Raw genomic sequence first — 25,223 nt, 5'->3', positions numbered from 1 at the left:
ATTTTAATTTGAATAGATCATCAAGATATTTCAGAATATCTTAAAATCATTTCAGTTAGCCTAGTAATTCTATAATATATATGGTGTGTTCTAGTTTCTTCCTTAGGTTTAGCCTTTCTATGTTTGGCTTTTATTATTTTTTCTTTAACAGGAATTACTAATCCAAGATTTTCCAATTTTTCCAATATGTTTATTGTTTTATCCATATCTAATCCAAATACTTTTACAATAGTTCCAGCATGTTCATTTTCAGCCTTTCTTAAAAATATTAAAAGCTTTAGTGTATTATCATAGTTTGTTATTTTTTTAAAATATTCATTAAGACCTTCATAATTTTTTATTAGTTTTCTAATGGATAAACATGTTTCCCTAGTTAATTTATAATATGTATGATGCTTTCTTACTTCTTCTGCTAGCTTAAATTTAGCCTCGCTCCTTTTTATTGCACTACCTTGATGTCTTTCAATCAACCCCATTTTCTCAAGTTTATCTAGTTCATCAGTAATTATATCTATTGATATTCCTAAAATGGAGGCGATGGACCTACCATAGTCAACATTTGCTTTTTTTAAGTGAAATAATATGTAAAGATCTAAGGGAGAAATTTCATAAATCCTTTGCAATGTTTCTTTTATAATCTTTTCTTCACTTCCTTTTTCTTCCATTAAGTTTCATCTCTTCTTACTTATTTTGTTAGTCTATATTAAAATAAAAGAAGATAAATATTTTTTAAACGTTTATGAAAATACTTTAAATTAATAATGAATTTTAGTTTTTATAATATACATCATTCTTTATATATTAAAAGAATACATTAAAGATCTTGCTCTTTTGGATTAACCTTTATATCTTTAAATATTTTTCAAAACATATCTTTAATTGTGGAACAATGGAAATATTTGTAGGCACTTCGGGATGGATGTATTCTTGGAATAAGGGAAGATCACTTGATTGGTATATAAAAGAATCAGGTTTTAATACAGTAGAATTAAATGCTTCATTTTATAGGTTTCCATATAAAAATCAAATTAAATCATGGTCTGAAAAGGGATCCTCATTAAGGTGGGCAATTAAGGTTCATAAGTCAGTTTCCCACACTCATAGATTGAATAAAGATGCAATAGAGGTTTTTAAGAAGTTTTTGGATGCTTTTAGCGTTATGGACAATATAACCTCATTTTACTTAATTCAATTACCTCCATCCTTTAATAAAAACGATGAAAATTTAGATAGGTTACTTAGTTTTATAAAAGAAGCTAATTTGGGAAGAAGATTAGCAATAGAGTTTAGGCATAAGACATGGTTTAATGAAGACACAATAGATCTTTTTAATAGATTAGAAACAACTTTTGTTAGTGTAAGCTCGCCAATAATAGAGTATATAGCTAAAACAAATGATATAATTTATTTAAGAATGCATGGAAAAACTAAATGGTATTATTATGAATACAGTGAAGAGGAATTAAACTATATAGCTAAAACAATAATTAATTTAAATCCAAAAGAAGTTTACGTTTATTTCAATAATGATCTATGGATGCTAAGTAATGGTCAATATTTGATGAACTTAATGAAAAAATCTTAAAAGTCTTTATAATAAGAAATTTGTCCTTTTTCATCAATATATGTACCGCAAAATTTACAATGATTTCCTTTCATTTCATGACCACATATAGGACAAGGGTTCTTATTTGATTTATTTTCCAATTCATCATTAAAAATTCCTAATTCAAGACCTTTTTTAAATAAGTAGAAATGAGATAATGAAGGGAAGTTTATTCTATATTTGTTTTTATATTCTTGGATTTCTTCTTTTTTAACTTTATTTTTCCAACTTTGCAACAAAATTTCAGATCCTGTACCAATAGTTATTGGTGTTTTATTTCTTAAAGCAACGAATTCTAATCCTTTCCTCATAAGCCATAGCCTCATAAAATATTTTCCATAGATTTTGCCATTAATTTCGTTAATTTTACATTTTGTCGGAATACTTAAAGAAAGTTCTTTAGATTCATTGCTATATAATGGTAATATAGCCTTGATTCCCATATAATTAGATATTGGAATGGAATTGAAAAATGCATTATTCAACACATTTTTTAGCCAGTTATTTAAATAGCTTTCATTTCTATTTAATAAGAAATCGTAGCCAAAATAGAGTTCATCTCCTCCATCACCAGTTATAATGCAATTGCATTTAAGTTCCTTTGCCTTTTTAAGACCTAAGCATACTGAAACACCTGAAATTATTTCTATAGGATCAATAACTTTTAAAGAATATAAAACATTATTTAAACAATCGCCTATTTCTTGTTCATTTTTTATAATAATTTCATAATTCTCTATATTTAATTTATTTTTAACATAATCTATATATTCCTTATCTTTAGATTCATTGAACACTACTGAAATTGTTTTAGGCTTCTCATTTATTAAGGACATTAAGATAAATGTTGTGTCAATTCCTCCACTAAACAAGATGCAATCACAATTATTTTTTCGTGAATTTTCATATATAATTTTAGATAATTTTTCTGCATATTCAATACACATATATTTTCACTGTTTTAATTTTTATTCTCTTAATTTTTAAAGTTTTATTAAATAAATTATAGCTATTGTTAGAATTAATGTTATAATATATGAAACCAATATTAATTTTAATGCATTATTTATATTTTCTTTTTTTGGTAAATCATAATCGCAAAGTCTATAACTATTAATTTTTTCTAAACTTATTTTTAAAGCACCTGCAAAAGATGACATTGGATGGCCTGCATTTTTGCTTTCAGTTTTATTTTTATATTTTTTCCAACATGAAAAAAGAGATCTTAAATCGTTTCCTATTAAAACAGATGAAAGGGCAAATATGATAACAGATATTCTTGCTGGAATATAGTTTATTATTGTATCTGCTAAGGCGCTTACAAATCCAACATCTTTGTGTAATTCATCTTTAAAACCTAAGGACCCATCTAAAGTGTTGATTAATCTTTGCATTAGCGAACCTATAGGACCAAAAATTATTAACCAAAATAATGGTGATAAAATCCCATCAACAAAGCTTTCAGATAAAGATTCTATGGAAGCGGATGAAATATGATATTCATCCAAATTGCTTGTATCCCTTCTTACCAAGCCGCTTACAATATTTCTTGCCTTTTCAATATCGTTATTATATAAAGATTCCTTTACTTTTTTAACTATATCATATAAAAGTTTAAAAGATAATGATGTTTTTATTATATATGAAGAGGCTATAATCCAAAGTATGAAATTTATCCTATATAATAAATATAATAATAATAAATAAATTAATAAATGTGTTCCAATAGTTATAATCCATATGAAAAAACCTCTAAGTTTCGATGAATATGGTTTATAGAGTTTTTGTGATAAAATATATGATGTATGAACTGGATGTATCTTGTAGAAAACTCCTTTGTGATAAGGATATACTATATCTAATATTAAGGCCAATATTAATGATGCAATGATATATAATGGATTTGGATATAAGAATTTGGGCAAATAAATCATTCTATATTATCACCGAAATTAATAAAGAAGCTGTTTCAATAATCTCAATAGTAAATCCTATTACATCTCCATTTGCATAGCCAAGCCTTTTATTTGAATCAAATACAATAATAGGAACTAATAATAATGAGAAGATGCTTATTAAATAATATTTTGTTTTGGAAACAAAAAGCAAAATAATTATAATGATTAAGTATATTATTAAATTATACAAAAGTTTTTTCTTATTTTTAGAACTTTCAATAAACATGCTACCTAAACCTTGGTATTTGGGGGCATTAGAAAAATATGAAATGAGGTAACCAGATTCTATTCCGGTAACATATGATAATACTATTGAAAAAATATTTTTGATATTTGAAAAAGATGCAAACCTTATTATAATTATTAGTGATGTAAAAATAATTGCAAAGCTTCCTTTTCTAGGATCTTTTAATATTTTTTCCGCTTCTTCTCCAATTTTTCGTGAACCAATTACATCAGAATAATCTGAAAAACCATCTAAATTAAGTCCTCCAGTTAACAATAAATGAGATGCTAATAATATTGAACCATTTATTATAAAATTAAATCTGAGAAGAAAGAAGATTAAACCAATAATTATCCCTTCTATAAGACCTATTAATGGTGATAAATAAAAATATTCAGATGCCTCTTTAATATTATTTTGATTTGTTGGTATTGTTGTTAAAAATGATAAAAGACTTAAAAATCCTTTAATAGCTCTTTTCATTTAACACACCTTTTATTGAATTTAATAAAATCAGATTTTCATCATGTGTTTTAATTGAAATTCTAGAATACGATTTATCTAGCCCAAAAAATGTCGATGCATCCCTAATAAGTATCCCTCTCTTAATCAGTTTCTTTTTGAATAATGGATTTGGTATTTTTTCATGCCTTATAAGAATAAATGATGTATTACTTTTAAATTTTGTTAAATCTAGATTACTCATGATGAATTCCTTTTCTTTAAATATTAAATTGTTTGATAATGTTAAATATTCCTTGATGAATTCCTTTTCTTTAAATAATTTTATATAAAAACAATTTGTTACGGAATCAATAGGCCATGCTTGCAATGAAGACTCTATTTTATTTAAAATATTTTTATTTAATGAAATAACTTCTCCAAGTCTTAATCCAGGGGTTGAAAATGTTTTCGTTTGGCTTCTCACGATTATAATGTTTTCGTTTGGCTTAATTTTGTTGCAGCTTGATATTTCAACAAATGCTTCATCTACAATAAGTAAGTTATTTATGTTTGATGATAAATATTCTAAATCTTTTTCTTTCATACAATAACCTGTAGGATTGTTAGGCCTTGAAAATAAAACTGGAGAATTATTTTTATTAGCTATTTTAACTATTTCATCTATATCTATATATAGTTCTTCAAGATCAAGTTTTATTAAAGGTCTTATTAGTCTAATTCTTAAGTTTTTTGACATTAAATCAAAATCTCCAAAATTAGGTTCAATAATTATTAATTTTTTCAACTTTAGGGCTAATGGTATTAGAGTTAGGGCCTCATCGCTTCCATTAACTGGTATTATATTATCTTCATCAATTCCCCAGTAATCAGATAAAGCTTTATTTAATTTTTTATATGAAGGGTAATATTTGTAGACCTTATTTTTTATACAATTTTTTAATATGTCATCAGAAATAGCTGGAGGTCCATATGGATTTGTGGGTGAACTAAAATCAATAACGTTTTTGTTTGATGTACCACCATGATTTCTCTTAATCATTGCATATCACCTTTGCATTATTTAAATCATCTTTTGTGTTTATATTAATCAAATCTTCGTTTAACTTTAAATTTGTCCATCTATTTAAATCATTCCCCTTAATAATTGAAATGCCTACAGGTTCTCCTTGTTTATTTAATATTGTTATTAAATCTTCATTCATTCCTCTTGATAATAATATGATCTCTTCAATTGTGTTCTCTTTAATAAATGGTATATCTGAGGGAAAAACTATAATTGGCCTTTTCTTTATCATATCTAATACTATTTTTAAGTCTATCGAATAATCAATTCCTGTTGTATAAATTAACAATAGATCTTTGTATTTATTTTTTAAAATATATAAAAAATTTTCTACATTTTCAGATATTGCTATTATATTGAATTTAAACAATTTCTTAGTTTTATCTATTATATTAAATATCATAGGCTTTCCACAAATTTCAATAAAAGGTTTAAAACTTGACCCAAATCTCTTCCCTTTTCCTCCTGCCATGATTATTGCTATATCAGCATCAAAAACCATTTATTTTGCACCTAATAATTTATCATAAATTCTTGAGAGGGTAGAGCCAATTAATGCAGATACTATATCATCTTCAAACATAGGTAAATGAGAGAACTTTAGATTTTCCTTATCTTTGATTGTATCAACCCAATATGTTGAAGTTAGCCCCTTAAAACCTGATAAATAAATGCTTAGAGATGAGGCAAGAGCTTCATCAGCTATGATTCTTTTTGAATCTCTTTCAAACTCTTCTTTATTTAAATATGGAAATGTATTGCTTACCCCCCTTAAATCCAATTCTCTTGCTGCAATTATGTAGGACCATACGTTGGGATCCTTAAGCTCATTATTTAATTCGCTATATATCATATTATAAACAGTTTTTTCGTCTACGTTTGGTACTGGCGCTTTTTTATATATTATCATAGCTTGTTCAACTAATTCTTCTAGTGATATACCAAGTGATCTTTTTAATAGGGTTTGTTCATTGTTGAAAGAAACTAGTGTTTCATAAATTAACTTAGCTATAGCATTTCCATGATATGTTGCAAGCCCACTAAACATAAATCCATCATTAGATATTTCTGCAGCAACTCCTATTCCATCGCTTGATGTTCCAGATGCCCTTGATTCGCATCTTAACAATAAATCACTAGATGCAAGACATTTGGTTTCAGTTATTGTTCTAAAAAGATCAAGTAAGCCGTTAAGGGTTAATTTTATGTTAACCCATGATATTATGTTTATTGTACCTCCACACATTCCATTGAAGAGATCTTTTTGATATATGCAATTAGGGACTTCGAATCCAGCTGTTATTAAAGCCCCACCAAATTCATTTTCTTTAATTTTATAGTTTTTTATATCCACTGCTGTTAAAAAAACAGGTGTATTTAAGCTAAGGCCTAGTTTTTTTAAAACTTCTTTTTTAAATCCTTCAATATCATTTGTTTTAAAGTCTTTTTCGACGTGATTAATTAAAATATGTTTGCTCTTTGTAATAGCATTTATATGAACCGTTGTTAATATATTCATTTCTTTATCAAATTCTAAGATTAAATTGTTGTCAATTATTTTTATGTTAACCAAGAGATCTCAGCCTCTCATATTCTTCATAAATACTATTTTTAATTTCGTAAACACTCAATCCAAGGTATTTGGATAATATCATTGTTCCCCCTGCACCAACACCTTCTTTCACGTAACCTTCTTCATATAATTTAAGTCCTTCATACTTTGCATCTGAAAAATTAATATCCGATACAATAATTTCAATTCTTTTATCAATTTGTTCAATAAGTTTAAAAATGTTTGATTCTTTATCTTTTGCTATCCAACTTGTTGTTGCAATTTTTATTCTATTATCTAAATAGTTTAGTTTAGATAATATTGAAACAACTGCCCCCATCTGTGTACCTCCTGCTAATAAAATTTTTGATGAATTTTTCAATGAGCCAGCGGCAATTCCAGCCATTGAGATGTGGACTGGATCTCCAACTTTATCTATAATAGAAAAAACATTATCATTAGGATCTATTCTTTTTAATGCATTACTAATAACTTTTTCCTTTAAATCCCTTGGGTTCTTTGGTGATGCACTACTAATAAATTTCAATGCATTATATCCTAAGGCTTCCATTATTGCAGCAGCTGTAGTTGTTCCTCCTGGAATACTTTCTCCTATCAAAACAATGTCCTGCTTTGAAGATATTATTTCCCCCAATAGTTTTGATTCCTCAAATATATTTTTTGCAGTTCCATAGGGGAATGCATTAGAAGAATAGATGTTTTCTCCAGGAATAGAACTTGGTATTTTTATATGAGGAACCTTTAGCTTATAATATAAACCAGAATCAACAACAAAGTATTGTATATTTAATTTCTTTAAAATGGACCTGGTTATTACAGCAGGTGTCGGTAATCCATTTGGTGTAACTGGGATTTCTTTTTTCGTTATAGGGATTCCATTAATTACATATTCTAAATCAAGGGTTGGTGTATATAGTGTATCTTGGCTATTAGATCCTGCTATACTTATACCTTCTATGGTTGAAGTTTTTGTTGATCCTCCTACATATATTGCAACTGCTTTCATTTTTGCTCGAAACTGGATAGGGTAACCAGCAATATTTATATTTAAAATAAACGGAGATATTTTATAAAATTTTATTCAATTATCATAATGTTATCTGGCTGAAAACCCATTTTTATTAATATATCTTTTACTTTTTTTCTATGATCTCCTTGTAATTCTATTCTTCCATCTTTATAAGTTCCTCCAGCTGCTAATTCGCTCTTAAGTTTAGATGCCAAATCTTTGTAATTAACTTGTTTTTCATCAATTCCTTCAATAACTGTTACCTGTTTGCCAAACCTTCTTGTTTCAAGCCTTATTTTTATTATCTGTTCTTCAGTTGCAAGTTGCTCGCATATATCCGGCGGAAGACCTCCACAATCAACTTCTTTCGACATGGGTTTTATGAAGCACCTCACGGTATCTAGTTTTTATAAGGTTAATCTAGGAATATAAACCTTATCTTACAGATAACTTATAGGTGCACAAGGTGTCAGAAGACGAAGGCATCGGAGAACCAATAAGAGAAGAAAATGAAGAAGAATACTCAGGACCTTTATATGGTATAAAAGAAAGAGAAGTTTATTATATGTGCTTAAATTGTGGTTATAAGATAAGCAAATCGGAACTTGATCAATACCGCAGCATGCAATGTCCAAGATGTGGTTATAGAATATTTATTAAATTAAGAGCTCCTCCAACTCTTGTTAAGCCCAGAAGGGTTGATGCAATTTAATTAAGAATTTTTCTTGCTTAATGATATATAATTCTTCATAATTATTTCATTTATTAGCTTTGCAGCTAGCGAAGATGTTATTCCGCCTTGATCATAAGGTGGTGATACTTCAACAACATCTGCACCGACAAGCCTTTCATCGACTATTTGGTTTATAATAGTAAGTCCTTCTATATTAGTTATTCCTCCAGGCTCAGGATTTCCAACTCCTGGTGCATAAGAGGGATCAAATCCATCCATATCAATAGATAAATAAATGTGTTTGCAATCAACTAAGAATTTCTTTACTGAATTTATTGCATTTATTAAACCAACTTTATAAATATCAGAAGGTTTAATTGTATTTATGTTATTTTTAGATAGAGCATAATTTTTTTCTTCTTTAGAGTATGCCCTAACACCTATATAATTAATTTTCGTTCCTCCCAATAATTCTAAAGATCTTCTCATTACCGACGCATGTCCATTCTTTAACCCAAGATATTCATCTCTTAAATCATAATGTGCATCAATTACAATCAAACAAGGAGTAATACCTTGCTTTTTAAATGCTCTCATTGATCCATAGGTTATTGTATGTTCTCCTCCAATCATTATTGGAATTTTGTTTTCTTGAATTACATCACTTATGACCCCAGTTATCCTGTTTAAGGTTTCATTTATATCACCTATTACAATGCCTACATCTCCTTCATCAATTATGCCTATATCCTCAAGGTAAATATCTGAAAAATAGCTATTTGATTCTAATCCAGATGCAGCCTGTCTTATTGCATCAGGACCAAATCTTGTTCCTGGTTTGTATGATGTAGAAGAGTCAAAGGGAACACCTATTATTTCATACCTTGAGTTCTTATTATTTTCTAATCCAGCATAATTTTTTGATGATTTTGTTAAGTATATATCTTTCAAACTCAATTTCCTCACCTCACAGTAAATAAATCTATATAAATAAAAGTTTTGACCTATATAAAGGAGAAAAGAAGGGTTGAGAATTTTGCCAGATGAAAACATTTATGATAAAATAATAGATATAGCAAAGAGGAGAGGTTTCTTCTGGCCATCATATGAAATTTATGGAGGTCAGGCAGGATTCTATGATATAGGGCCATATGGTACTGTTTTAAAAAGAAAAATAATAGAGTTATGGAGGGAACTCTTTATTAAAGGTAATCAAGATACTGTTGTTGAGGTTGAAACACCAATTATAGGCCCATCAATTGTTTATGAAGCTAGCGGTCATGTAGAGAATTTTACAGATCCGATAGTTAGATGTAATAGTTGTGGTAGAATTTTTAGAGCTGATCATTTAATAGAAGAGAAATTAAATATGGATGCCGAAGGAATTGGTATAAATGAACTTAATAATATAATAAAGGAAAAAGGATTAAGATGTCCAGTTTGTAATGGGGAATTAGGTGAAGTTAAAACATTCAACTTATTATTTAAAACACAAATAGGACCTTATGAAGGTAACGTAGGTTACATTAGGCCTGAGCTTGCTCAAGGAATATTTGTTGCATTTAAAAGAATTCATGAATCTTTAAGAAATAAGTTACCTATAGGAATTGCTCAAGTAGGTAAAGTTGGGAGAAATGAGATCAGTCCAAGGCAAGGTATGATAAGGTTAAGGGATTTTACAATAATGGAAATGGAATATTTCTTTAATCCTAATAAAAATGAGTGTCCAAATGTTGAAAAATATTATAACGAAACCCTTAATATATTACCTTATACATACAAAGAAAATAAAAAAGGTTTCATAACTGTAACAGTAAAGGAAGCAATAGAAAGGAACTTTGTTATTAACCCTTGCATGGCATATTGGATGGTTATTGGAAAGCTCCTGCTTTTAAAAATAGGAGTTCCAGAAACAAATATGTATTTCTTAGAGAAGGGACCCAAAGAAAGGGCTCATTATTCAAGTCAGACATTTGATCATATGGTTAAGACATCAAGATGGGGTTGGATAGAAGTAGCAGGATATGCTTATAGGGGAGACTATGATTTATCAAGACATAAAAAATATAGTAATGCTGACATAGAGGTGTTTGAAGCTTATGAAGAACCTGTAGTTATGAAGGTAAAGAAGGTTTTATTAGATAAGGCATACGCGGGAAAGAATTTTAAGTCAAAAGCCTTTGAATTTATGAAGAAGGTTGAAGAATTAGATCCTGATTATGTTATAAGGGAAATAAATGAAAAAGGAAAAATTAACATAGATGGCATAGATGTTCCTAAGGAAGCCTTGATAATAATTGAAAAAGAGGAAAAAGTTGCTGGCAGAAAGTTTATTCCTCATGTTATTGAACCATCATTTGGTACAGATAGGCTTCTTTATGTGTTGCTAGAATATGCGTATAGAGAGGTTGATGGAAGGATAGTATTATCATTTCCTAGATATTTATCTCCTGTAGATGCAGTAGTTTTACCATTAATAGAAGATGATGAGAAATTAATAAATAAATCTAAGCAACTCTATTCATATCTTGCCTCAGAAGGCTTTAATGTTTTATATGATGATAATGGTAGTATAGGAAAAAGATATGCAAGGGCCGATGAAATAGGTATACCTGTTGCATTTACGATAGATTATCAAACACTAGAAGATAATACAGTAACTATGAGGGATAGGGATACTTGGAAACAGGTTAGGGTAAGCATTTCAGAAACAGCAAATGTTTTAAAGAAATTCATTTATAATTCCGCTGACCTAAGAGAACTAGGGAAAGAAGTAGAAACAAAAGGTTGATGGGTATGAGTGAAGAAAATGATAGTAAAAAAGTTAGTAAAGATGTAAGGCCTGAAAAGGCAGATCTAAGTAAGGCTTTATCTATAATACCACCAGCGTCTTCTCTTAAAGAAAAAGGAAAAAAGATAGTTGAGAGAAGATTAAGAATATCTTATGATGAAGGCGTTGATAAAGGGAATGTAAAGTTATCCAAGAAATTAGCTTCGGAATTAGGGATTCAGAAAAAGCTTGAGATGGTTATTGCAAGCAAAAAGAAACTAGTATTTGATTCGCAAATAGATGAATCTATTCAAGAAGAAACCAAGGTATTTGTTAATCCAGATGAAATGAAAGAAAAAGGTGTAGCTGATAATAGTATTGTGACTATTAGGGCCTTTCAAGAATAGCGGTGAAATTTTTGAGGAAAAAATGTGAAGATAGCTGCGAAACATATTCTATTATTTTGGAACAAAATTCAGAAAGAATTGCACAATTAATGCAAGAACAGATCTCATTAATTAACAATGGTAATGTTGCACATAATTCTTATTTATCAGATAAGAAAGAGGAAACTTTAAATGAACTCAATGAAATAATAAATAGGCTTAGAGAAATAAGGAATGTGATTTCCAGCGAGGTTGATAAATACTCAGACTTTATTGAGTGTTGTGATAATAAAAAAAGTGATGATGTGGAATTATTAATAGCTTACTATTTAGAGGCGGGCTCAAGAAAGGAAGAGGAGTTTTTAAAGAGTATCTCAAATGAAATAGATACAAAAGAAGACTTAGTTAACTTAAGATCCCTAATCATGAGAATAAAAGGGAATGAAAACTTCAAATTTATTCTTTAGATGTTAGTTTTTTCTTTAAAGTTAGGAATTAATAATGATATAAGCCTATTATCTTTTATATTAATAATCATATCGTTTTCTAGCATAATTGTCTCTTCTTCTTCATCTTTACTAAAACCTATATATAGTGTATCTCCAACTTTATCGTATTCCATCCAAATGTTTTCTGGATCTTCAACTATCAGATTCTTCACTTTTTCAACTCTTTCCATTTTTCTATCCCCATAATCTATGTATGAGAAAATTTTAAATGGATTATGCATACTTTTAATTTTATGGAGTTAAGGAATGAAAGTCCTTTTCTGCGAGGGATGGATTTTTATAGAAATTTTTATTTGTGTAAAAACTATGAAAAGTTAGCCTTGGTCGAAAGAGCGGGCCATATCCCCGGGATGGAGGACTTCAAGCTTGTGGAGGGCAAATCTTCTTTAACCTCACTTCCACATGGGGCATAACAAAAGAATCCGTTTGATAGAGTTTCCTCTATATGCGTAGATGAATATCGATGTGGCTCTAAAAATCAGGAAATTCTCATCGAGATATGGGGTATGCTACCTCTGTAAGGCGGGGTAGTTCGCTTTAGCAACTTTTTCCCAGCTCAAAGGAGGTTTTTTCTTTTGTTGTAAATATAATATTCGAAAAATTTTTATACTGTATTGTATATCTTTTTATGCAGTTAGGTGACCATTTTGAAGGAAGGGAATAAGAGATTAAGTAGTGGTGAAATAATTATTATTGCTATTCTATTAATAATACCATTTTTGGTTTACTTGTTATATCCAACGTATAATAAAGTAGAACCCACATTAGGAGGACTTAGCTTTTTTTATTGGTATCAAACACTCTGGCTAGCATTATCAGGTATACTATTTGCAATAGCTGCATATATATGGGATAGAAAAAGGTGAAATTTATGTTTGGCTTAGTTGGCTGGATAGTCTTTTGGGTATTATTTGCAGTATTTGTTTTTCTAGGATTTTTTGGATCAAGGTGGAGAAGAGGAGATTTAAGCCAACTCCATGAATGGGCATTAGCTGGTAGAAAATTAGGAGTAATTTTGGTGTGGTTTTTGGTTGGAGCAGATTTATATACTGCATATACTTTTGTTGCAGTTCCATCTTTAGTATACGCAAGCGGCGCTGTTGGTTTCTTTGCAGTTCCATATGTTGCTATAACTTTTGCTATTGCAATGTTATTCATGCCAATTTTATGGGAAAAATCGAGACAAAAGGGTTATATAACTGCTGCTGACTTTGCAGGTGATGTATTTAATAGCAAAACATTAGCTATACTTATTGCATTAACTGGAATAGTTGCTGAATTACCTTATATAGCATTGCAAATAGATGGTATGAGAGCGGTCCTTAGCGTTATGCTATTAGGCTATTCTGGAGGTAAGTTGGCGTCAGAGTGGGCATTGATTATATCATTTATTATATTGGCTGCATTTGTTTATACAAGCGGTTTAAGGGGGGCAACCTTAGGAGCTGTATTTAAAGATGTTCTCATATGGATTTCTATAATTGCTTTAATAGTTGTTGTCCCATTGAAGTATGGAGGATTTGGAGCTGCTTTCGCTGATGCTGCAAAAATTCATACGTTCGCAACAGGTCTAGAAACTTTAAAGCCTCTGTTTGCATCGGCATTTGTAAGTTTATTTATTGGAAGTGCATTGGCATTATATCTTTATCCGCACGCAGTAAATGGATCTTTAAGCGCAGAATCAGCATCTAAATTGAGGTTAAGCACTGCTTTACTGCCATTATATGGAATAGGCTTAGCTATACTTGCATTAATGGGTATTCTAGTTTATTCAGATCCAGCAGCGCTAAACATAACTAAGGTCTTATCGGGTTTAGCATCAGTTCCAGCGATTGCGGTAACAGCTTTCCCAGATTGGTTTGCAGCAATAATTTTGTTGGGTATTTTCGTTGGAGGTCTTGTTCCTGCCGCAATTATGGCTATTGCCCAGGCTAATTTATTAACTAGAAATATAATAAAGCCATTTAAGAAAGATTTAACACCTAAAGGAGAAACTGAAATATCTAAGTGGGCTTCAGTTGTATTCAAATTTATAGCATTAGCATTTGTGTTTTTGACTCCATTGACATATGCTATACAACTGCAGCTATTAGGGGGAATAATAATATTAACAACATTACCAGCAGTGTTTATAGGTTTGCTAACAAATAAATTGGATAAATATTCTTTAATAGTTGGATGGTTTGTTTCACTGATCTCATCCATATATTTAGTTTTATTGGCAAATCACTTTAAGACATTATCTTCTTCAACGTATTTAATATTGGGACATCCAATATACATAGGAATAATTGGTTTAGGAATTAACTTAGCAATAGTATTAATTGGCACTCTAATAAAATTTGCAATTAAAAAATAAAGTGTCAGCCCTCACACGGCTCTTCATCAAATCGGGCCGAAATCGGTCATCATCCACATAATTTTTATGCTATTTTCCACATTTTTTTGGCTATGATTTTTGTTGCAGCTCCTACACTATCTAGTATCTTTGGGTTTAGTTGATATTTTAAGCTTAGTTTTTTGTTTATTGAATTACTTAAGTCTACACTTAAAAACCAAATGTGATAAAGAACTTCCTTTGAACCTAAATACTTATCTCCTTGTATTAGTGGTTCAAAATAGGTAATCCAATCTAATGGTTCTCTGCTCCTTCTTATCAAAATTAAGAAGCCTGCTACTATTGGACCAATATCTTGATTTAACTTAAGCCTTATGGAATTATTAGATGAACTTTCTTCTTCTATTAATTTCTTTTCTTTCAATACCTTCTCAATTTCATTAAAAATCTTTTCAATATTCTTTCCTCCAATTTTAAGCAAGACTCTTTCTCTTTCTTGTTGAATGTTACCCTTTAATAAAATGAAATCTCCCTTATTTGATTTTTTGTATATTAATTTATAGCCTTCTTTTTCCCAGCTCATCATTTTCACCTTCTATATTATAACTAGAAAAGGTATTTAAATGATATAAGAGGTAATGGCCTCGCTCTTTAAGACGAGGAGATTAGATTTATTTCTTAGATTACTTTAAAATAATTTTTTAATACCTATTAATTCATCCCATTGAACTCCAAATGCTAACAAAAATTGCTCTAATGCCGATCTTATATATTCAACATATTTTGATGTATCTACTTCAGATAGCTTGGCTAACCTGACTGGTTTAACGCTTAGTTTATCTTTTGTTTTAATAAACGATATGACGTCACCTTTAGCTATATTAAAACCTTCTTTTTTCATTAATAATGCAGCCTTTACATGTTGGGGTGTGTTCCTTTCATATTCCCTCAAATCTTTACTTAACATAACTGTTATAGCTAGTTGATCTAATGTATACTCTTTCTTCCTTAGTTTTTGATATATTTCTTGTATTAGGTCTTTAAGTTGATTAAGAGTTTTTTCAACTTCTTCAGGACTATTGAGTTTTTGCAATATGTTTATAGCATTTTGAAATTCTAGCTTTATAAATTCAGGAGTATTGCTCTTCTTAGCTATAAGTCCTTTTATTGTTACTGAATTCGAATCATCAATACCTATATAATTTTTCTTTAGTCCGCTGAAAAGAACTATTTTAAATTTTTTATCTATTTCTAAATCTAATTCATATTTATCTTTAACATATTTTATAATTTCTTCTAATTTCTCTTTTTGTGGGTCCCATAAGAATAAGCTATCAGTATCGCCGTATAATATGTGAAGATTAAGTTCCTTTGATTTATTGAGTGTATCTCTTAGTATATTTCTACCGATCGCAGTAACGCTTTCGGCGACAGGCAAACTATAAAGGCTAAACGTTTCTGTCCCAAAGACTCCATAGCTTGCATTTATATAGACTTTCATTGCTGCCTGTACAGTATCATACCACATTCTTTCTTGGTTTGATAATTTTTTATCTTTGCTTTTCTTTTTATATATGTTTACTCTAAAATCCCTTAAAAGGCCTACCAATTCACTTGATATACCTTTTCTTTCTTTACAAATTACATGCCCTACCTCTGGTACTTGAATTGTTTCTCCATTACAGTTCCTTATATTTACTGTTTCATAGCTTAAATTCCAGTTTTTAATTATACTTGGATATAGGCTTGCAAAGTCTAAAACTAATACATTGAAATAAACACCTTGAGGAGGAGACAATACTATGGCCCCTCTATATTTCTTGTCTTTTATGATAGCCGTGCTCCTCGTTTTATCATTACCTTTTGATATGTCTTCCTTATTAGGTATCAATAAATTCCTTCTTCTATGTTCCCAATACAATGTGCTTTTTATCCATGCAGATACCTGGGTTCTTGAAACCTCTTCTAACCCCATTTTGCTAATTCTCATTATTAACATAAGTAAATTCCAAACCAAATTATTAGAAAATGTTGTTAATGATATTGTTAATATGGCATCTTGCAAGTTATAGCTTGCTAGCTCATCAATGTTTATATCATTTATGTTATCGCTTAATTTTAACTTTGACGATCCCAATAGAGATTCAGCAACAGCATCTAAACTTTTCTCTCTGTATTTATTGCTAAATGCGTAAGTCTGTAATGCCTTAATATCAAATAATTTGTGCAAATCTAAATGAAGGGAATTTTGAAAAGTTATATAATCTTGATGGAAAATTATTGGAATATCCCTAGGATCAACTCCTAATTCTATAAGTCTATTATAAATATAAGGTATATCAAAGTTATCTCCATTAAATGTGACAATAACAGAGTATTTGCTAAGTCTTCTTAACGTCTCTAATATCAAAGCCTTTTCCGTATCAAATATTTCAATTTCAGCATTAGGTAATTTACCTTTTATTTTTGAGCCAAATCTGTTTAAAATCAAGACCTGTCTATTATTTTTATTATCTGCTAAAGAAATAGATATTATTGGATAATAAGCTTCATCAGCATTAGGGAATTTACCTTGGGGGGTATATACTTCTATATCAATTGCAACTCTTTCTATATCTGGGGCTTTTTCTTCTAATACGGGTAACCATAAATATGCTAGTTCTTTTGTGCTGTCCTGAAAACTCTTTTCTACCAACTCAGACATGCTTTTATCTATTTCAACATTTTTTCTTACCCATCTATCGTTTACCTCGTATGGCATGCCCGGTATTAGTTGATTATCATAAATATAATTCAAGAAATATTTAATATCAGCCTCCCAAGCATTAAATCCTTTCTCTTTTAGCGCAATTCTTACATTTTTAACTGATAAAGGGTCTTCCATTATAATTTTAGTAAGCCTTAAATCAGTATTTGTTAATGGATTTTTTTTAATTACGTATGCATAGTTGCTAAATGATTTAAATTTGCTTAAGTCTAATGTTTGCCTACTATTTTCATCAGGCCTCATATCCGTTAAAAGATAAGGTTTATGGCCAGTTTTATCTATCCATTTCTTAATTTTTTTATCATTAGTATCATAAATTAATGCAACTGCTTTACCTATTTCCCCATCATATCTTACTTCTAATAGATATCCTGAAACACTGTTATAATACTTATCCTCTTCATTTAACCACCAACTATTTATTTCCCCACTATTTTTATTTATAATATCATAATTTTTATCTTCTTTATTGATAATTTTATTTTTATCTTTATCTATCATTTCTTCAACTTTAATTTCTTGTAATAAAACTGTTCCACTTGTTTTTTCTTCTATTATTTCAGTTTTCGTTTCATTCTTTTCTTCTTTAGGATTATCGTTAAACATATAGTCTGTTAAATCTCTAAACCTTTTTTTAACCTCATTTTTATTATTTTTATTGGTTATATTTTCCTCTTTCTTTTTTTCTTGAGTATCAATTTTTTTCTTTAAATCATTTAAAAAGTCATTTATATCTGTCTGCTTTTTAGATCCCAGAGCCCGCACCCTATATATGTAAGTTGTTTGAAATTAAAATTATTTTAATAAATTAAACTTTAATAAATAAATTATTATATAAATATATAAGTTTAATCTATTGTTTATACTTAAAGAACCTATATTATAGGTTTTTATAGTATGTGAAATTTTATGTTTAAGTGAAAAAGGTGTAAAGATTGGCATACATAGGTATTTATAACTTTGTTTGGGTTCAAAGTTATGAAGCTATAGTATATATATTAGGAACAATTGTAGCATTGATTATTTTATATTCAGCATGGGTTGGTTATAAAAGGTGGACATTTGGAGGAGAAAAAATAAAGTGGCCCTCCATTGGATATATTGTGAAGAATTTTATTCAATATGTAATATTTCAATGGAAAATTTTAAGGAAAAGGTTTCCAGGAACAATGCATGCCTTAATATTCTATGGCATAGGATGGCTTGCAGTTACAACAACGCTTAGAGCAATAAATGATCATGTAGTTGTTTTCTTAACTGGGGATGTATTCTTTGTTTACAAAATATTAGCAAATATAGCAGGTTTTATTGCTTTAGCTGGAATAATAATAGCGATAATAAGGAGAAAATTTAAATTAACAAAAAATTTACCCCAAGATCCTTATTACTATTTAGTTTTAGGAATGCTATTAGTTATATTAATTACAGGTTTCTTGGTAGATGGTATAGCAGCAGTTGCTTATAGATATACATGGGAATCTTATTGGTTTGACCCTGGAGGGTATTTGGTATTTTTATGGGCTAAAACAGTTCCGGTATCAGAGTTGCAAGTAATTTATAGAGCCTTATGGCTTTTCCATATGACATTGGCAATGGTTGCTATGGCATTAATACCATATACTAATTTATGGCATATTTACCCAGCTGCAGTTAACGTTTCATTGCAAAGAGAAGGTAACATACCAGATGGAATTAAACCAGTTATAGATATTGATGAAAGAATAGAAAAAGGTCAACCAATTGGTGTTGTTAAATTATCAGATACTACTTGGAAGCAAAGAATAGATTATGATGCTTGCACAAGCTGTATGAGGTGTACAAATGCTTGTCCTGCAAATATTTCAGGTAAAATATTGTCCCCAAGAGATGTTATCGTTAATCTTGCAGATATGGAACACAAAGGGATGTGGAATGAAAATGTTATAGGAACTAAGGTAATGCAAGTAAATCCTGAGGCAATATGGAGCTGCGTTACATGTGGAGCATGTGTTTACGAATGTCCAGTTACAATACATCATTTAGATACAATAATAGATTTAAGAAGGGGTATGGTAAGCACAAGTTCCCAAGATATACCTGAAGATGCATTAAATGCTTTATATAGATTACAGCAAACAGGAAACCCAACTGGGATGAATCCTGTAGAAAAGGAGCAATGGTTTAACGACCTCGCACAAAAGTTTGGAGATGATATAATAGCAAAAGAAGGAGAAGAATATGATTATTTGTATTGGATAGGATGCGTAACAAGTTATGACCCTAGAATAAGACCCGTTGCAGAATCTGTAATAAAGATTTTGAAAAATGCAGGATATAAAATTGGAATCCCATTAGAGCAAGGTTGTTGTGGAGAGCCTGCCAGAAGTATTGGCGATGAGGCATTATATGTTGAATATATAAAAATGAACTTGGAAATGCTAAGTAAGTACAAATTTAAGAAGCTTTTGCTTAATTGTCCTCACGGATTTAACAATTTCAAAAACAATTATAAGAAATACAAGGATTACTTCCTTAAAAATGAATCATTAAAAGGATATGCTGATTTGTTAGATAATTTAAAAGTAGAGCATCATAGTATGGTTTTATCTAAGCTTATTAAAGAAGGTAAAATTAAACCTTCTAAAGAGTTGAGTTATGCTTTAACATATCATGATCCGTGTTATCTAGGTAGATGGAATAATGTATATGATGAGCCAAGAGATGTGATAAGCAATATAAAGGGACTTAGAATTAAGGAAATGCCTAGAAATAGAGAAAATAGCTTCTGTTGTGGAGGTGGAGGAGGACAATTATTTTATGAAATTAAGAGAGGGGAAAGAATATCATCATTAAGGGCAGAAGAGGCATCAAAGACATTAAGTAATGAAAACAATAAGGTTGTTGCTGTTGCTTGTCCATTCTGTAACACAATGTTTAGAGGGGAATCCGGTAAGTTTGGATTTAATGTAAAAGATATAGCTGAGTTGCTAGATGAATCCTTAGAAAAGAAAGAAGATAGTTAATATTAATAGTTGTTTTTACCTTGATATTTGACCCTTATTATAATCATTCCATTCTTTTTACTAACCTTTGCTGTTTTTGGATCAATTAAAAATGGTATTGAATAAGTTCCTTTATATTTGTTTATTTTTCTTGCCCAATATGCTTGTCTAAATGCATTTTTCACAACTTCCTCTTTTATTTGGGCCTCAATTGTTATTTTGTTGGGTAATAGTTCAATATCTATTGTATTGGGATCGCTTCCTGGTAAATCAATAGTTATTAATAGTTCATCACCTAAATTATGCATGCTTATTATTGGAGTTATATACCCATTAGATGTCTCATATAATCTCTCATTGAACATTTTGCTTGGATTCAATGAAAGCTCCAAATCATCAAACAGACTTTCAAACCACGCATCAATTTCATCAGTTTCTCTCATAATATCTCTATACATTTTTAACATTCTTTTTCTTAAGTTTTCGAAGTAGTCGTATGACAATTGGTACACCCCTTCAGCTATATATTAGGGGTGTCCTGTACTCATATCCCTTTCCTACCTTTGCCAATACATCGTTTGTTTCTTTAGCTAATCCTTGCAATCTTAGTCTTAAAGTTTCAGCTTCTCTTATAAGTGGCGAAACATCTATATTTACATTAATAATACTTGAAATGATCTTAACTATTTCAGCAGCGGCCTCTGGATCAGGTATATCTGTAAAGGTGTCTGATAATAGCAATAAATTGTTAACTTTTCTTCTAACGGATTCCTTTAATATAATTGCATAAGGTCCTACTATGATACCATCTGGAAATGGTTTTAGATCATTTAAAAATGGTTCTATTAATTTTTGTGTTTCTTGAGTTGTTGTTAAATAATAAACGTTTGGTTTATCTATCTCTGCCCTTGATGGATTTCCAACACCGCTTATGCTAATTATATATTCTATACCTCTTTTTCTTGCAAATTCAACAATTGCAGAAGCTAATGGAACTATACCTGATGGAACAGGAGGGACATCTGTAATTAATACAGAAACTTCATTGTTTGAATATATTCTCATAGGGTATTTTATTGAATTGCCTTGAATTATAGCTGCAGGGGGAATATAGCCATAACTTTCTATTCCTAATACATCTGGTAATTTTAAAGATGTTACTATATGGCTTGCTGCTATTGGTCCAACAATTCCAGCATCTGGTAGACCTAATATTAAATATTTTGGTTTACCCAAGTCTCCATATTCTATAAATTGATAACCCAAAATCTCTTCTAGCGAATAGTTCATATTTCTACACCTTAATTAATTTTGTGAACTGTAGATTAAATTTGTTTAGTATTATCAATTGAATAAGATGATTATCAAAATCTCAGATTTGTAAGTTTATTAATCATTTGCTATCAAAAGTTTTTATACCAATATTATTAAAAAATAGTTTGTGAGAGGTGCTAAAGGATGACTTTAAGAGTATGGGAAGAACCTAGGGATAACTGCATAGCTGATATGGTATGTGTAAGTCTATGTGGTGATGTTTTTGAAATGTCTGATGTTGATGGCAAAGCTAATATAATTGCAAAATGGAGAAAAGATCCAGATAAAATAAATGAAGGCTTTGTACCAGATGACATGAAAGACTGTGTCGAAGCAGCAGTGCAAAGCTGCCCAACACAAATAATACATATGGAGCCAGCATAAAAAAATTATAAATTCAAATACATGTATATTTCATATGGATTTGGCATCATTCTTATCATATCGCTTTCATTTCTTTTAATCTCTATATAGCTATTTAAAAGTTCCATGCTAAATACAGGCTGTAAATATTCATTATCGCTTTCCAGTTCTTCTAAAGCCTCATCTAAGCTTTTTGGAAGTGTAGCTATGTTACCTTTTAGTTTTTCTTTAGGCATTTCATATACATCAAGTTCATAAGGATCTCCCGGATCAATTTTCTTTTTAATTCCATCAAGGCCTGCTAACAAGGTTGCTGAAATAGCTAAATATGGATTGCATGTAGGATCTGGGCTTCTAAACTCTATTCTTGTTAAGTTTTTCTTACCTGCAGTAGCAGGAATCCTTATAGCGGCACTTCTATTGCTATGTCCCCATACAAGATATACTGGGGCTTCATAGCCTGGGACTAGTCTATGATAGCTGTTTGTCGTTGGGGCAACAAGTGCTGCCAGACTTCTTCCATGATGTAATATGCCTCCAATGAAATATCTTGCTAATTGAGAAAGTTCATTAGATGTTTCATCCAAGAATAGGTTTTTCTTCATATCCAAATCCCATAGGCTTAAATGGAAATGAAGACCACTTCCATTATCTCCAAACAAAGGCTTTGGCATGAATACAGGTATTAAATTGTTTTGGATTGCTACATTCCTAGCAACATACTTAAATGTTATTACCTCATCTGCAACAAATAATGGATCCCCGGCTTTAACGCTCACCTCGTTTTGAGAAACAGCTACCTCATGATGTGATGCCTCAAAACCATATCCCATTTTTTCAAATGAGTTTATTATATCTTCCCTAGTTTTAGCTAGCTTATCATTTGGTTCAGCATGATGGTAAGCTTTCTTTGTTCTTAACGTTAGAGTATCAATATCCCAAGGTTGTTCTATAGAGCTTAATGAATATCCCAAACCTCTTATTGGATTTTCTATATCAATGCTAACAGAACTAAATAAAAAGAATTCAATTTCTGTTCCAACAAGCGGTGAAAATCCTTGTTCTTTTATGTAATTTGTAACTAGGCTAGCTATATATCTAGGATCTTTTTGATATCTTTTACCATAGAAATCATATATTTCTGTTAAAACTCTTGCCTTCTTTTCATTCCATGGTAGAACTGAATATGTTTTTTCATCAGCTTTAAGAAACATATCGCTCTTGTTTATTGGTTGAAATCCTTCTACACTACTACCATCAAAAGCCCCTACAAAACCTTTAACTTTTTCAACATATGATTTGTAGGGAACTGTAACTGATCTTAAAAAACCATTTAAGTCTATATACTGTAGGTCCACAAAATCTATGCCCGCAATTCCCAAACCTATTCACGGGCAAGATATAGTATATTTTTCGGATTAATAAGTGTTTCTACAGTTAATCTACTGTTTAAACATATATTAGTATATATTGAGATACATTATGTCCTTATAAGCAGTGATACATATTTAAGCTACCTCGTTCATATATTAAACGGTGAGCTTTTTGACCGAATTAGAAGATATGGAGGAAAATGAAAAGGTTGTTATGAGAAAAGTTCAGAAATTGGGTACTTCCTCTATGATAATTACAATTCCTAGGTCATGGGCAAGAAAGCATAGGATTAGTGTTGGTAGTCTTGTATCAGTTTATGAGGATGGAGATAGATTAATTATTTCTCCTAATAATGAGGGTTCTGTTTTAAAGGCAACATTTTCCACTCAACATAATAATGTGTGTAAGCATGCTGGAAGAATTATTTTATGTTCATATATCTCTGGCTTGGATTCTATTATATTATATTCTAATAGGCCTTTTAGAAATGATGTTATGGAAAAGGTGAGCGAAGTAGTAGAAAAGCTTCCTTATACCGAATCTGGATTATTAAGCGAATATGAGTTTGTAATAAACTTTAAGGAGAAGCCAGTAAACGTTGTTGATACACTTTTAATATATGGTAGAAGCTTAAGCTCTTTGTTATCTAAGTTAGCTGCCCATTTAGATGGGGCTAAATTAATAAAGAGTGAATTGGAATCAAATTATGAAGAAATGAAATTTTATAGTTATAAATTGCTAAGATTAGCAAGTAAAGGCCATGGGCAAAGCCTTAATGAGGAACATATAAATAGATTATTGGCTGCAGCAGTTGGGCTTTTAATACTTACTAATGATTCATTATATAAATTTGCAATTGATTTGTTAAACCTTTCAGATTTCCTTGATAATGAAGAGAAGGAAAGGATAAAGTTTTTGTTGCAATTATTAGAGGTTTCGATTGTTGCTTCTACATCTAGCATAAATCCACCAAGTATAAAGAAGGAAGAGGAAGCTTATTGGAAATTAAAGGCCATTTTAGAACTAGAAAATGACTTGAAGGATATAATAGCAAATACTTCAGGAACTTTTGGTTATTTATTATCAACATTAATTAATATTGCAAGAATTATAAATAATGTAGAAGAAACATTATTATGTTATTCAATATTTTCAAAATATTCTGATTGAATTTTATTTAATATTTTTTATCATTATATATTCTGAGCTTAACAAATAGTAATTGTATAAAGTTAGCGCATTATTTAATGTCGTTATATCACCTATTGTAGGCTTACCACCATTTGATAAATTATTTATAATTCTGTTTACAGAATTTACTACGCTTAATGCATTAGATATGTTTGATGTAAAATTATTTGGTAATCCTAAAATCATTCCATTATATTTAATTTGGTTTAAGGATTGATATGTTATGTTTATATAATAGCTTGCAAGCGTTAAATTGTATTTTGATGGGTTTTGTATAGAATTAAGCGTTAAGTTTACAGCAACGCTAAATGAAGTTTGAGCAATTTTATACTCTATCATGCTATTATTATAAATTATTAACTTATTTTGAATGACTTGTAAGGTTAATGTTTTATTATATATTGATAATAAACTTGTTGTAATATTTAATAATTTCTCTGTTGCATTTAGTGTTTTTTGATAATATGCAATTGCTTTAGATGCATTATTTAATGTAATTAATGATTGATTCAAATCATGTTTATACTTATTTAAAGAGGCATTCATTTGAGTATAAGAAATAACCCACAGCACATTTGTTAATATTAATGCTAAGACTAATGCTATGATTATATATTTTGCATTTTTTTCCATTTAAATTCACCTATGTTCTTATTG

27 protein-coding genes are annotated in these 25,223 nt (G+C 29.9%); 10 read left to right on the top strand and 17 right to left on the bottom strand.

Features of this window, described 5'->3' with window-relative positions:
* Positions 1 to 20: 20 nt before the first annotated feature.
* The gene (locus tag CALAG_RS05500; RefSeq protein WP_015232746.1) at positions 21 to 665 is read right to left on the bottom strand and encodes a DUF2250 domain-containing protein; all 645 of its coding nucleotides are present in this window, start codon (positions 663 to 665) and stop codon (positions 21 to 23) included.
* Positions 666 to 889: 224 nt separating this feature from the next.
* Between CALAG_RS05500 and CALAG_RS05495 the strand changes: the two genes are divergently transcribed.
* Positions 890 to 1,585: a DUF72 domain-containing protein gene (locus tag CALAG_RS05495; protein ID WP_015232745.1), complete on the top strand. Its 696-nt coding sequence runs from the start codon at positions 890 to 892 to the stop codon at positions 1,583 to 1,585.
* On the opposite strand, the gene CALAG_RS05490 is transcribed toward CALAG_RS05495, so the two are convergent.
* The 8 genes from CALAG_RS05490 to yciH form a co-directional block, all read right to left on the bottom strand.
* Positions 1,582 to 2,478 carry an asparagine synthase C-terminal domain-containing protein gene (locus tag CALAG_RS05490; RefSeq protein ID WP_048816787.1) on the bottom strand — a complete coding sequence of 299 codons (897 nt, stop codon included), beginning with the start codon at positions 2,476 to 2,478 and terminating at the stop codon, positions 1,582 to 1,584. The genes CALAG_RS05495 and CALAG_RS05490 overlap by 4 nt on opposite strands.
* 111 nt (positions 2,479 to 2,589) lie before the next feature.
* Entirely contained in the window at positions 2,590 to 3,540 is a 951-nt protein-coding gene (locus tag CALAG_RS05485) for a cobalamin biosynthesis protein (protein WP_015232743.1), read from the bottom strand.
* 1 nt (position 3,541) lies between these two features.
* Positions 3,542 to 4,273 carry an adenosylcobinamide-GDP ribazoletransferase gene (locus tag CALAG_RS05480; protein ID WP_015232742.1) on the bottom strand — a complete coding sequence of 244 codons (732 nt, stop codon included), beginning with the start codon at positions 4,271 to 4,273 and terminating at the stop codon, positions 3,542 to 3,544.
* A complete protein-coding gene (locus CALAG_RS05475) occupies positions 4,257 to 5,294 on the bottom strand; it encodes a pyridoxal phosphate-dependent aminotransferase (RefSeq protein ID WP_015232741.1) in 1,038 nt (345 codons plus the stop codon). The genes CALAG_RS05480 and CALAG_RS05475 overlap by 17 nt, the downstream gene beginning before the upstream one ends.
* A complete protein-coding gene (locus CALAG_RS05470) occupies positions 5,287 to 5,820 on the bottom strand; it encodes a GTP--adenosylcobinamide-phosphate guanylyltransferase (protein WP_015232740.1) in 534 nt (177 codons plus the stop codon). The genes CALAG_RS05475 and CALAG_RS05470 overlap by 8 nt, the downstream gene beginning before the upstream one ends.
* Positions 5,821 to 6,891 carry an adenosylcobinamide amidohydrolase gene (locus CALAG_RS05465; protein ID WP_015232739.1) on the bottom strand — a complete coding sequence of 357 codons (1,071 nt, stop codon included), beginning with the start codon at positions 6,889 to 6,891 and terminating at the stop codon, positions 5,821 to 5,823. It lies immediately after the preceding gene.
* Entirely contained in the window at positions 6,884 to 7,915 is a 1,032-nt protein-coding gene (gene cobT, locus CALAG_RS05460) for a nicotinate mononucleotide-dependent phosphoribosyltransferase CobT (protein WP_281086587.1), read from the bottom strand. The genes CALAG_RS05465 and cobT overlap by 8 nt, the downstream gene beginning before the upstream one ends.
* Positions 7,916 to 7,968: 53 nt before the next feature.
* Positions 7,969 to 8,274, bottom strand: a complete 306-nt coding sequence (yciH, locus tag CALAG_RS05455) for a stress response translation initiation inhibitor YciH (protein ID WP_015232737.1) — start codon at positions 8,272 to 8,274, stop codon at positions 7,969 to 7,971.
* A 92-nt stretch (positions 8,275 to 8,366) separates the two neighbouring features.
* Here yciH and CALAG_RS05450 point away from each other — a divergent pair, with 92 nt between their 5' ends.
* On the top strand, positions 8,367 to 8,612 hold the full coding sequence (locus tag CALAG_RS05450; RefSeq protein WP_015232736.1) for a TFIIB-type zinc ribbon-containing protein: 246 nt from the start codon (positions 8,367 to 8,369) through the stop codon (positions 8,610 to 8,612).
* On the opposite strand, the gene speB is transcribed toward CALAG_RS05450, so the two are convergent.
* Positions 8,613 to 9,539, bottom strand: a complete 927-nt coding sequence (gene speB / locus CALAG_RS05445; protein ID WP_425393256.1) for an agmatinase — start codon at positions 9,537 to 9,539, stop codon at positions 8,613 to 8,615. It abuts the gene before it with no gap.
* A 70-nt stretch (positions 9,540 to 9,609) separates the two neighbouring features.
* Here speB and glyS point away from each other — a divergent pair, with 70 nt between their 5' ends.
* The 3 genes from glyS to CALAG_RS05430 are packed head-to-tail and all read left to right on the top strand — an operon-like array spanning position 9,610 to position 12,196.
* Positions 9,610 to 11,364, top strand: a complete 1,755-nt coding sequence (gene glyS, locus CALAG_RS05440; RefSeq protein ID WP_015232734.1) for a glycine--tRNA ligase — start codon at positions 9,610 to 9,612, stop codon at positions 11,362 to 11,364.
* Between the two features lie 5 nt (positions 11,365 to 11,369).
* Entirely contained in the window at positions 11,370 to 11,750 is a 381-nt protein-coding gene (locus tag CALAG_RS05435) for a hypothetical protein (protein ID WP_015232733.1), read from the top strand.
* A gap of 11 nt (positions 11,751 to 11,761) precedes the next feature.
* Positions 11,762 to 12,196: a hypothetical protein gene (locus tag CALAG_RS05430; RefSeq protein ID WP_048816785.1), complete on the top strand. Its 435-nt coding sequence runs from the start codon at positions 11,762 to 11,764 to the stop codon at positions 12,194 to 12,196.
* Here the strand turns inward: CALAG_RS05430 and CALAG_RS05425 are convergent.
* Positions 12,193 to 12,408 carry a DUF2283 domain-containing protein gene (locus CALAG_RS05425; protein ID WP_015232731.1) on the bottom strand — a complete coding sequence of 72 codons (216 nt, stop codon included), beginning with the start codon at positions 12,406 to 12,408 and terminating at the stop codon, positions 12,193 to 12,195. The two genes, CALAG_RS05430 and CALAG_RS05425, sit on opposite strands and share 4 nt — an antisense overlap.
* Positions 12,409 to 12,885: 477 nt before the next feature.
* Between CALAG_RS05425 and CALAG_RS05420 the strand changes: the two genes are divergently transcribed.
* Both CALAG_RS05420 and CALAG_RS05415 read left to right on the top strand, forming a co-directional pair.
* Positions 12,886 to 13,104: a DUF3311 domain-containing protein gene (locus CALAG_RS05420; protein WP_015232730.1), complete on the top strand. Its 219-nt coding sequence runs from the start codon at positions 12,886 to 12,888 to the stop codon at positions 13,102 to 13,104.
* 5 nt (positions 13,105 to 13,109) lie between these two features.
* Complete coding sequence (locus tag CALAG_RS05415) at positions 13,110 to 14,597, top strand: sodium:solute symporter family protein (protein WP_048816784.1); 1,488 nt, start codon at positions 13,110 to 13,112, stop codon at positions 14,595 to 14,597.
* Positions 14,598 to 14,661: 64 nt separating this feature from the next.
* On the opposite strand, the gene CALAG_RS05410 is transcribed toward CALAG_RS05415, so the two are convergent.
* Together CALAG_RS05410 and CALAG_RS05405 are read right to left on the bottom strand one after the other, a co-directional pair.
* The gene (locus CALAG_RS05410; protein WP_048816783.1) at positions 14,662 to 15,159 is read right to left on the bottom strand and encodes a hypothetical protein; all 498 of its coding nucleotides are present in this window, start codon (positions 15,157 to 15,159) and stop codon (positions 14,662 to 14,664) included.
* A 105-nt stretch (positions 15,160 to 15,264) separates the two neighbouring features.
* Positions 15,265 to 18,108, bottom strand: coding sequence for a DNA-directed DNA polymerase I (locus CALAG_RS05405; protein ID WP_015232727.1), 2,844 nt, complete (start codon positions 18,106 to 18,108; stop codon positions 15,265 to 15,267).
* Between the two features lie 170 nt (positions 18,109 to 18,278).
* On the opposite strand from CALAG_RS05405, the gene CALAG_RS05400 reads away from it, so the two are divergent.
* Entirely contained in the window at positions 18,279 to 20,345 is a 2,067-nt protein-coding gene (locus tag CALAG_RS05400; RefSeq protein ID WP_015232726.1) for a heterodisulfide reductase-related iron-sulfur binding cluster, read from the top strand.
* Between the two features lie 2 nt (positions 20,346 to 20,347).
* Here CALAG_RS05400 and CALAG_RS05395 read toward each other — a convergent pair whose 3' ends face one another.
* Both CALAG_RS05395 and CALAG_RS05390 read right to left on the bottom strand, forming a co-directional pair.
* On the bottom strand, positions 20,348 to 20,827 hold the full coding sequence (locus CALAG_RS05395) for an Hsp20/alpha crystallin family protein (protein ID WP_015232725.1): 480 nt from the start codon (positions 20,825 to 20,827) through the stop codon (positions 20,348 to 20,350).
* 13 nt (positions 20,828 to 20,840) lie between these two features.
* Positions 20,841 to 21,614: a proteasome assembly chaperone family protein gene (locus CALAG_RS05390; RefSeq protein ID WP_015232724.1), complete on the bottom strand. Its 774-nt coding sequence runs from the start codon at positions 21,612 to 21,614 to the stop codon at positions 20,841 to 20,843.
* A 168-nt stretch (positions 21,615 to 21,782) separates the two neighbouring features.
* Here CALAG_RS05390 and CALAG_RS05385 point away from each other — a divergent pair, with 168 nt between their 5' ends.
* Entirely contained in the window at positions 21,783 to 22,022 is a 240-nt protein-coding gene (locus CALAG_RS05385) for a ferredoxin (RefSeq protein WP_015232723.1), read from the top strand.
* Positions 22,023 to 22,027: 5 nt separating this feature from the next.
* On the opposite strand, the gene glnA is transcribed toward CALAG_RS05385, so the two are convergent.
* Positions 22,028 to 23,359, bottom strand: a complete 1,332-nt coding sequence (gene glnA / locus CALAG_RS05380) for a type I glutamate--ammonia ligase (protein ID WP_245529223.1) — start codon at positions 23,357 to 23,359, stop codon at positions 22,028 to 22,030.
* Between the two features lie 178 nt (positions 23,360 to 23,537).
* Here glnA and CALAG_RS05375 point away from each other — a divergent pair, with 178 nt between their 5' ends.
* Positions 23,538 to 24,545, top strand: a complete 1,008-nt coding sequence (locus CALAG_RS05375) for an AbrB/MazE/SpoVT family DNA-binding domain-containing protein (protein WP_015232721.1) — start codon at positions 23,538 to 23,540, stop codon at positions 24,543 to 24,545.
* 3 nt (positions 24,546 to 24,548) lie between these two features.
* On the opposite strand, the gene CALAG_RS05370 is transcribed toward CALAG_RS05375, so the two are convergent.
* Complete coding sequence (locus tag CALAG_RS05370; protein WP_015232720.1) at positions 24,549 to 25,199, bottom strand: hypothetical protein; 651 nt, start codon at positions 25,197 to 25,199, stop codon at positions 24,549 to 24,551.
* Between the last annotated feature and the right edge of the window lie 24 nt (positions 25,200 to 25,223).

The organism is Caldisphaera lagunensis DSM 15908, from assembly GCF_000317795.1.
GTDB lineage: Archaea > Thermoproteota > Thermoprotei_A > Sulfolobales > Acidilobaceae > Caldisphaera > Caldisphaera lagunensis.
Note: the sequence above shows the minus strand (reverse complement) of the source record. Positions and strands in the feature narration are given on the sequence as shown.

Coding starts and splice junctions, on each gene's coding strand:
- CALAG_RS05500 (WP_015232746.1), bottom strand. CDS start 665: ATGGAAGAAAAAGGAAGTGAAGAAAAGATTATAAAAGAAACATTGCAA.
- CALAG_RS05495 (WP_015232745.1), top strand. CDS start 890: ATGGAAATATTTGTAGGCACTTCGGGATGGATGTATTCTTGGAATAAG.
- CALAG_RS05485 (WP_015232743.1), bottom strand. CDS start 3,540: ATGATTTATTTGCCCAAATTCTTATATCCAAATCCATTATATATCATT.
- CALAG_RS05480 (WP_015232742.1), bottom strand. CDS start 4,273: ATGAAAAGAGCTATTAAAGGATTTTTAAGTCTTTTATCATTTTTAACA.
- CALAG_RS05475 (WP_015232741.1), bottom strand. CDS start 5,294: ATGATTAAGAGAAATCATGGTGGTACATCAAACAAAAACGTTATTGAT.
- CALAG_RS05470 (WP_015232740.1), bottom strand. CDS start 5,820: ATGGTTTTTGATGCTGATATAGCAATAATCATGGCAGGAGGAAAAGGG.
- yciH (WP_015232737.1), bottom strand. CDS start 8,274: ATGTCGAAAGAAGTTGATTGTGGAGGTCTTCCGCCGGATATATGCGAG.
- CALAG_RS05435 (WP_015232733.1), top strand. CDS start 11,370: ATGAGTGAAGAAAATGATAGTAAAAAAGTTAGTAAAGATGTAAGGCCT.
- CALAG_RS05425 (WP_015232731.1), bottom strand. CDS start 12,408: ATGGAAAGAGTTGAAAAAGTGAAGAATCTGATAGTTGAAGATCCAGAA.
- CALAG_RS05415 (WP_048816784.1), top strand. CDS start 13,110: ATGTTTGGCTTAGTTGGCTGGATAGTCTTTTGGGTATTATTTGCAGTA.
- CALAG_RS05410 (WP_048816783.1), bottom strand. CDS start 15,159: ATGAGCTGGGAAAAAGAAGGCTATAAATTAATATACAAAAAATCAAAT.
- CALAG_RS05390 (WP_015232724.1), bottom strand. CDS start 21,614: ATGAACTATTCGCTAGAAGAGATTTTGGGTTATCAATTTATAGAATAT.
- CALAG_RS05385 (WP_015232723.1), top strand. CDS start 21,783: ATGACTTTAAGAGTATGGGAAGAACCTAGGGATAACTGCATAGCTGAT.
- CALAG_RS05370 (WP_015232720.1), bottom strand. CDS start 25,199: ATGGAAAAAAATGCAAAATATATAATCATAGCATTAGTCTTAGCATTA.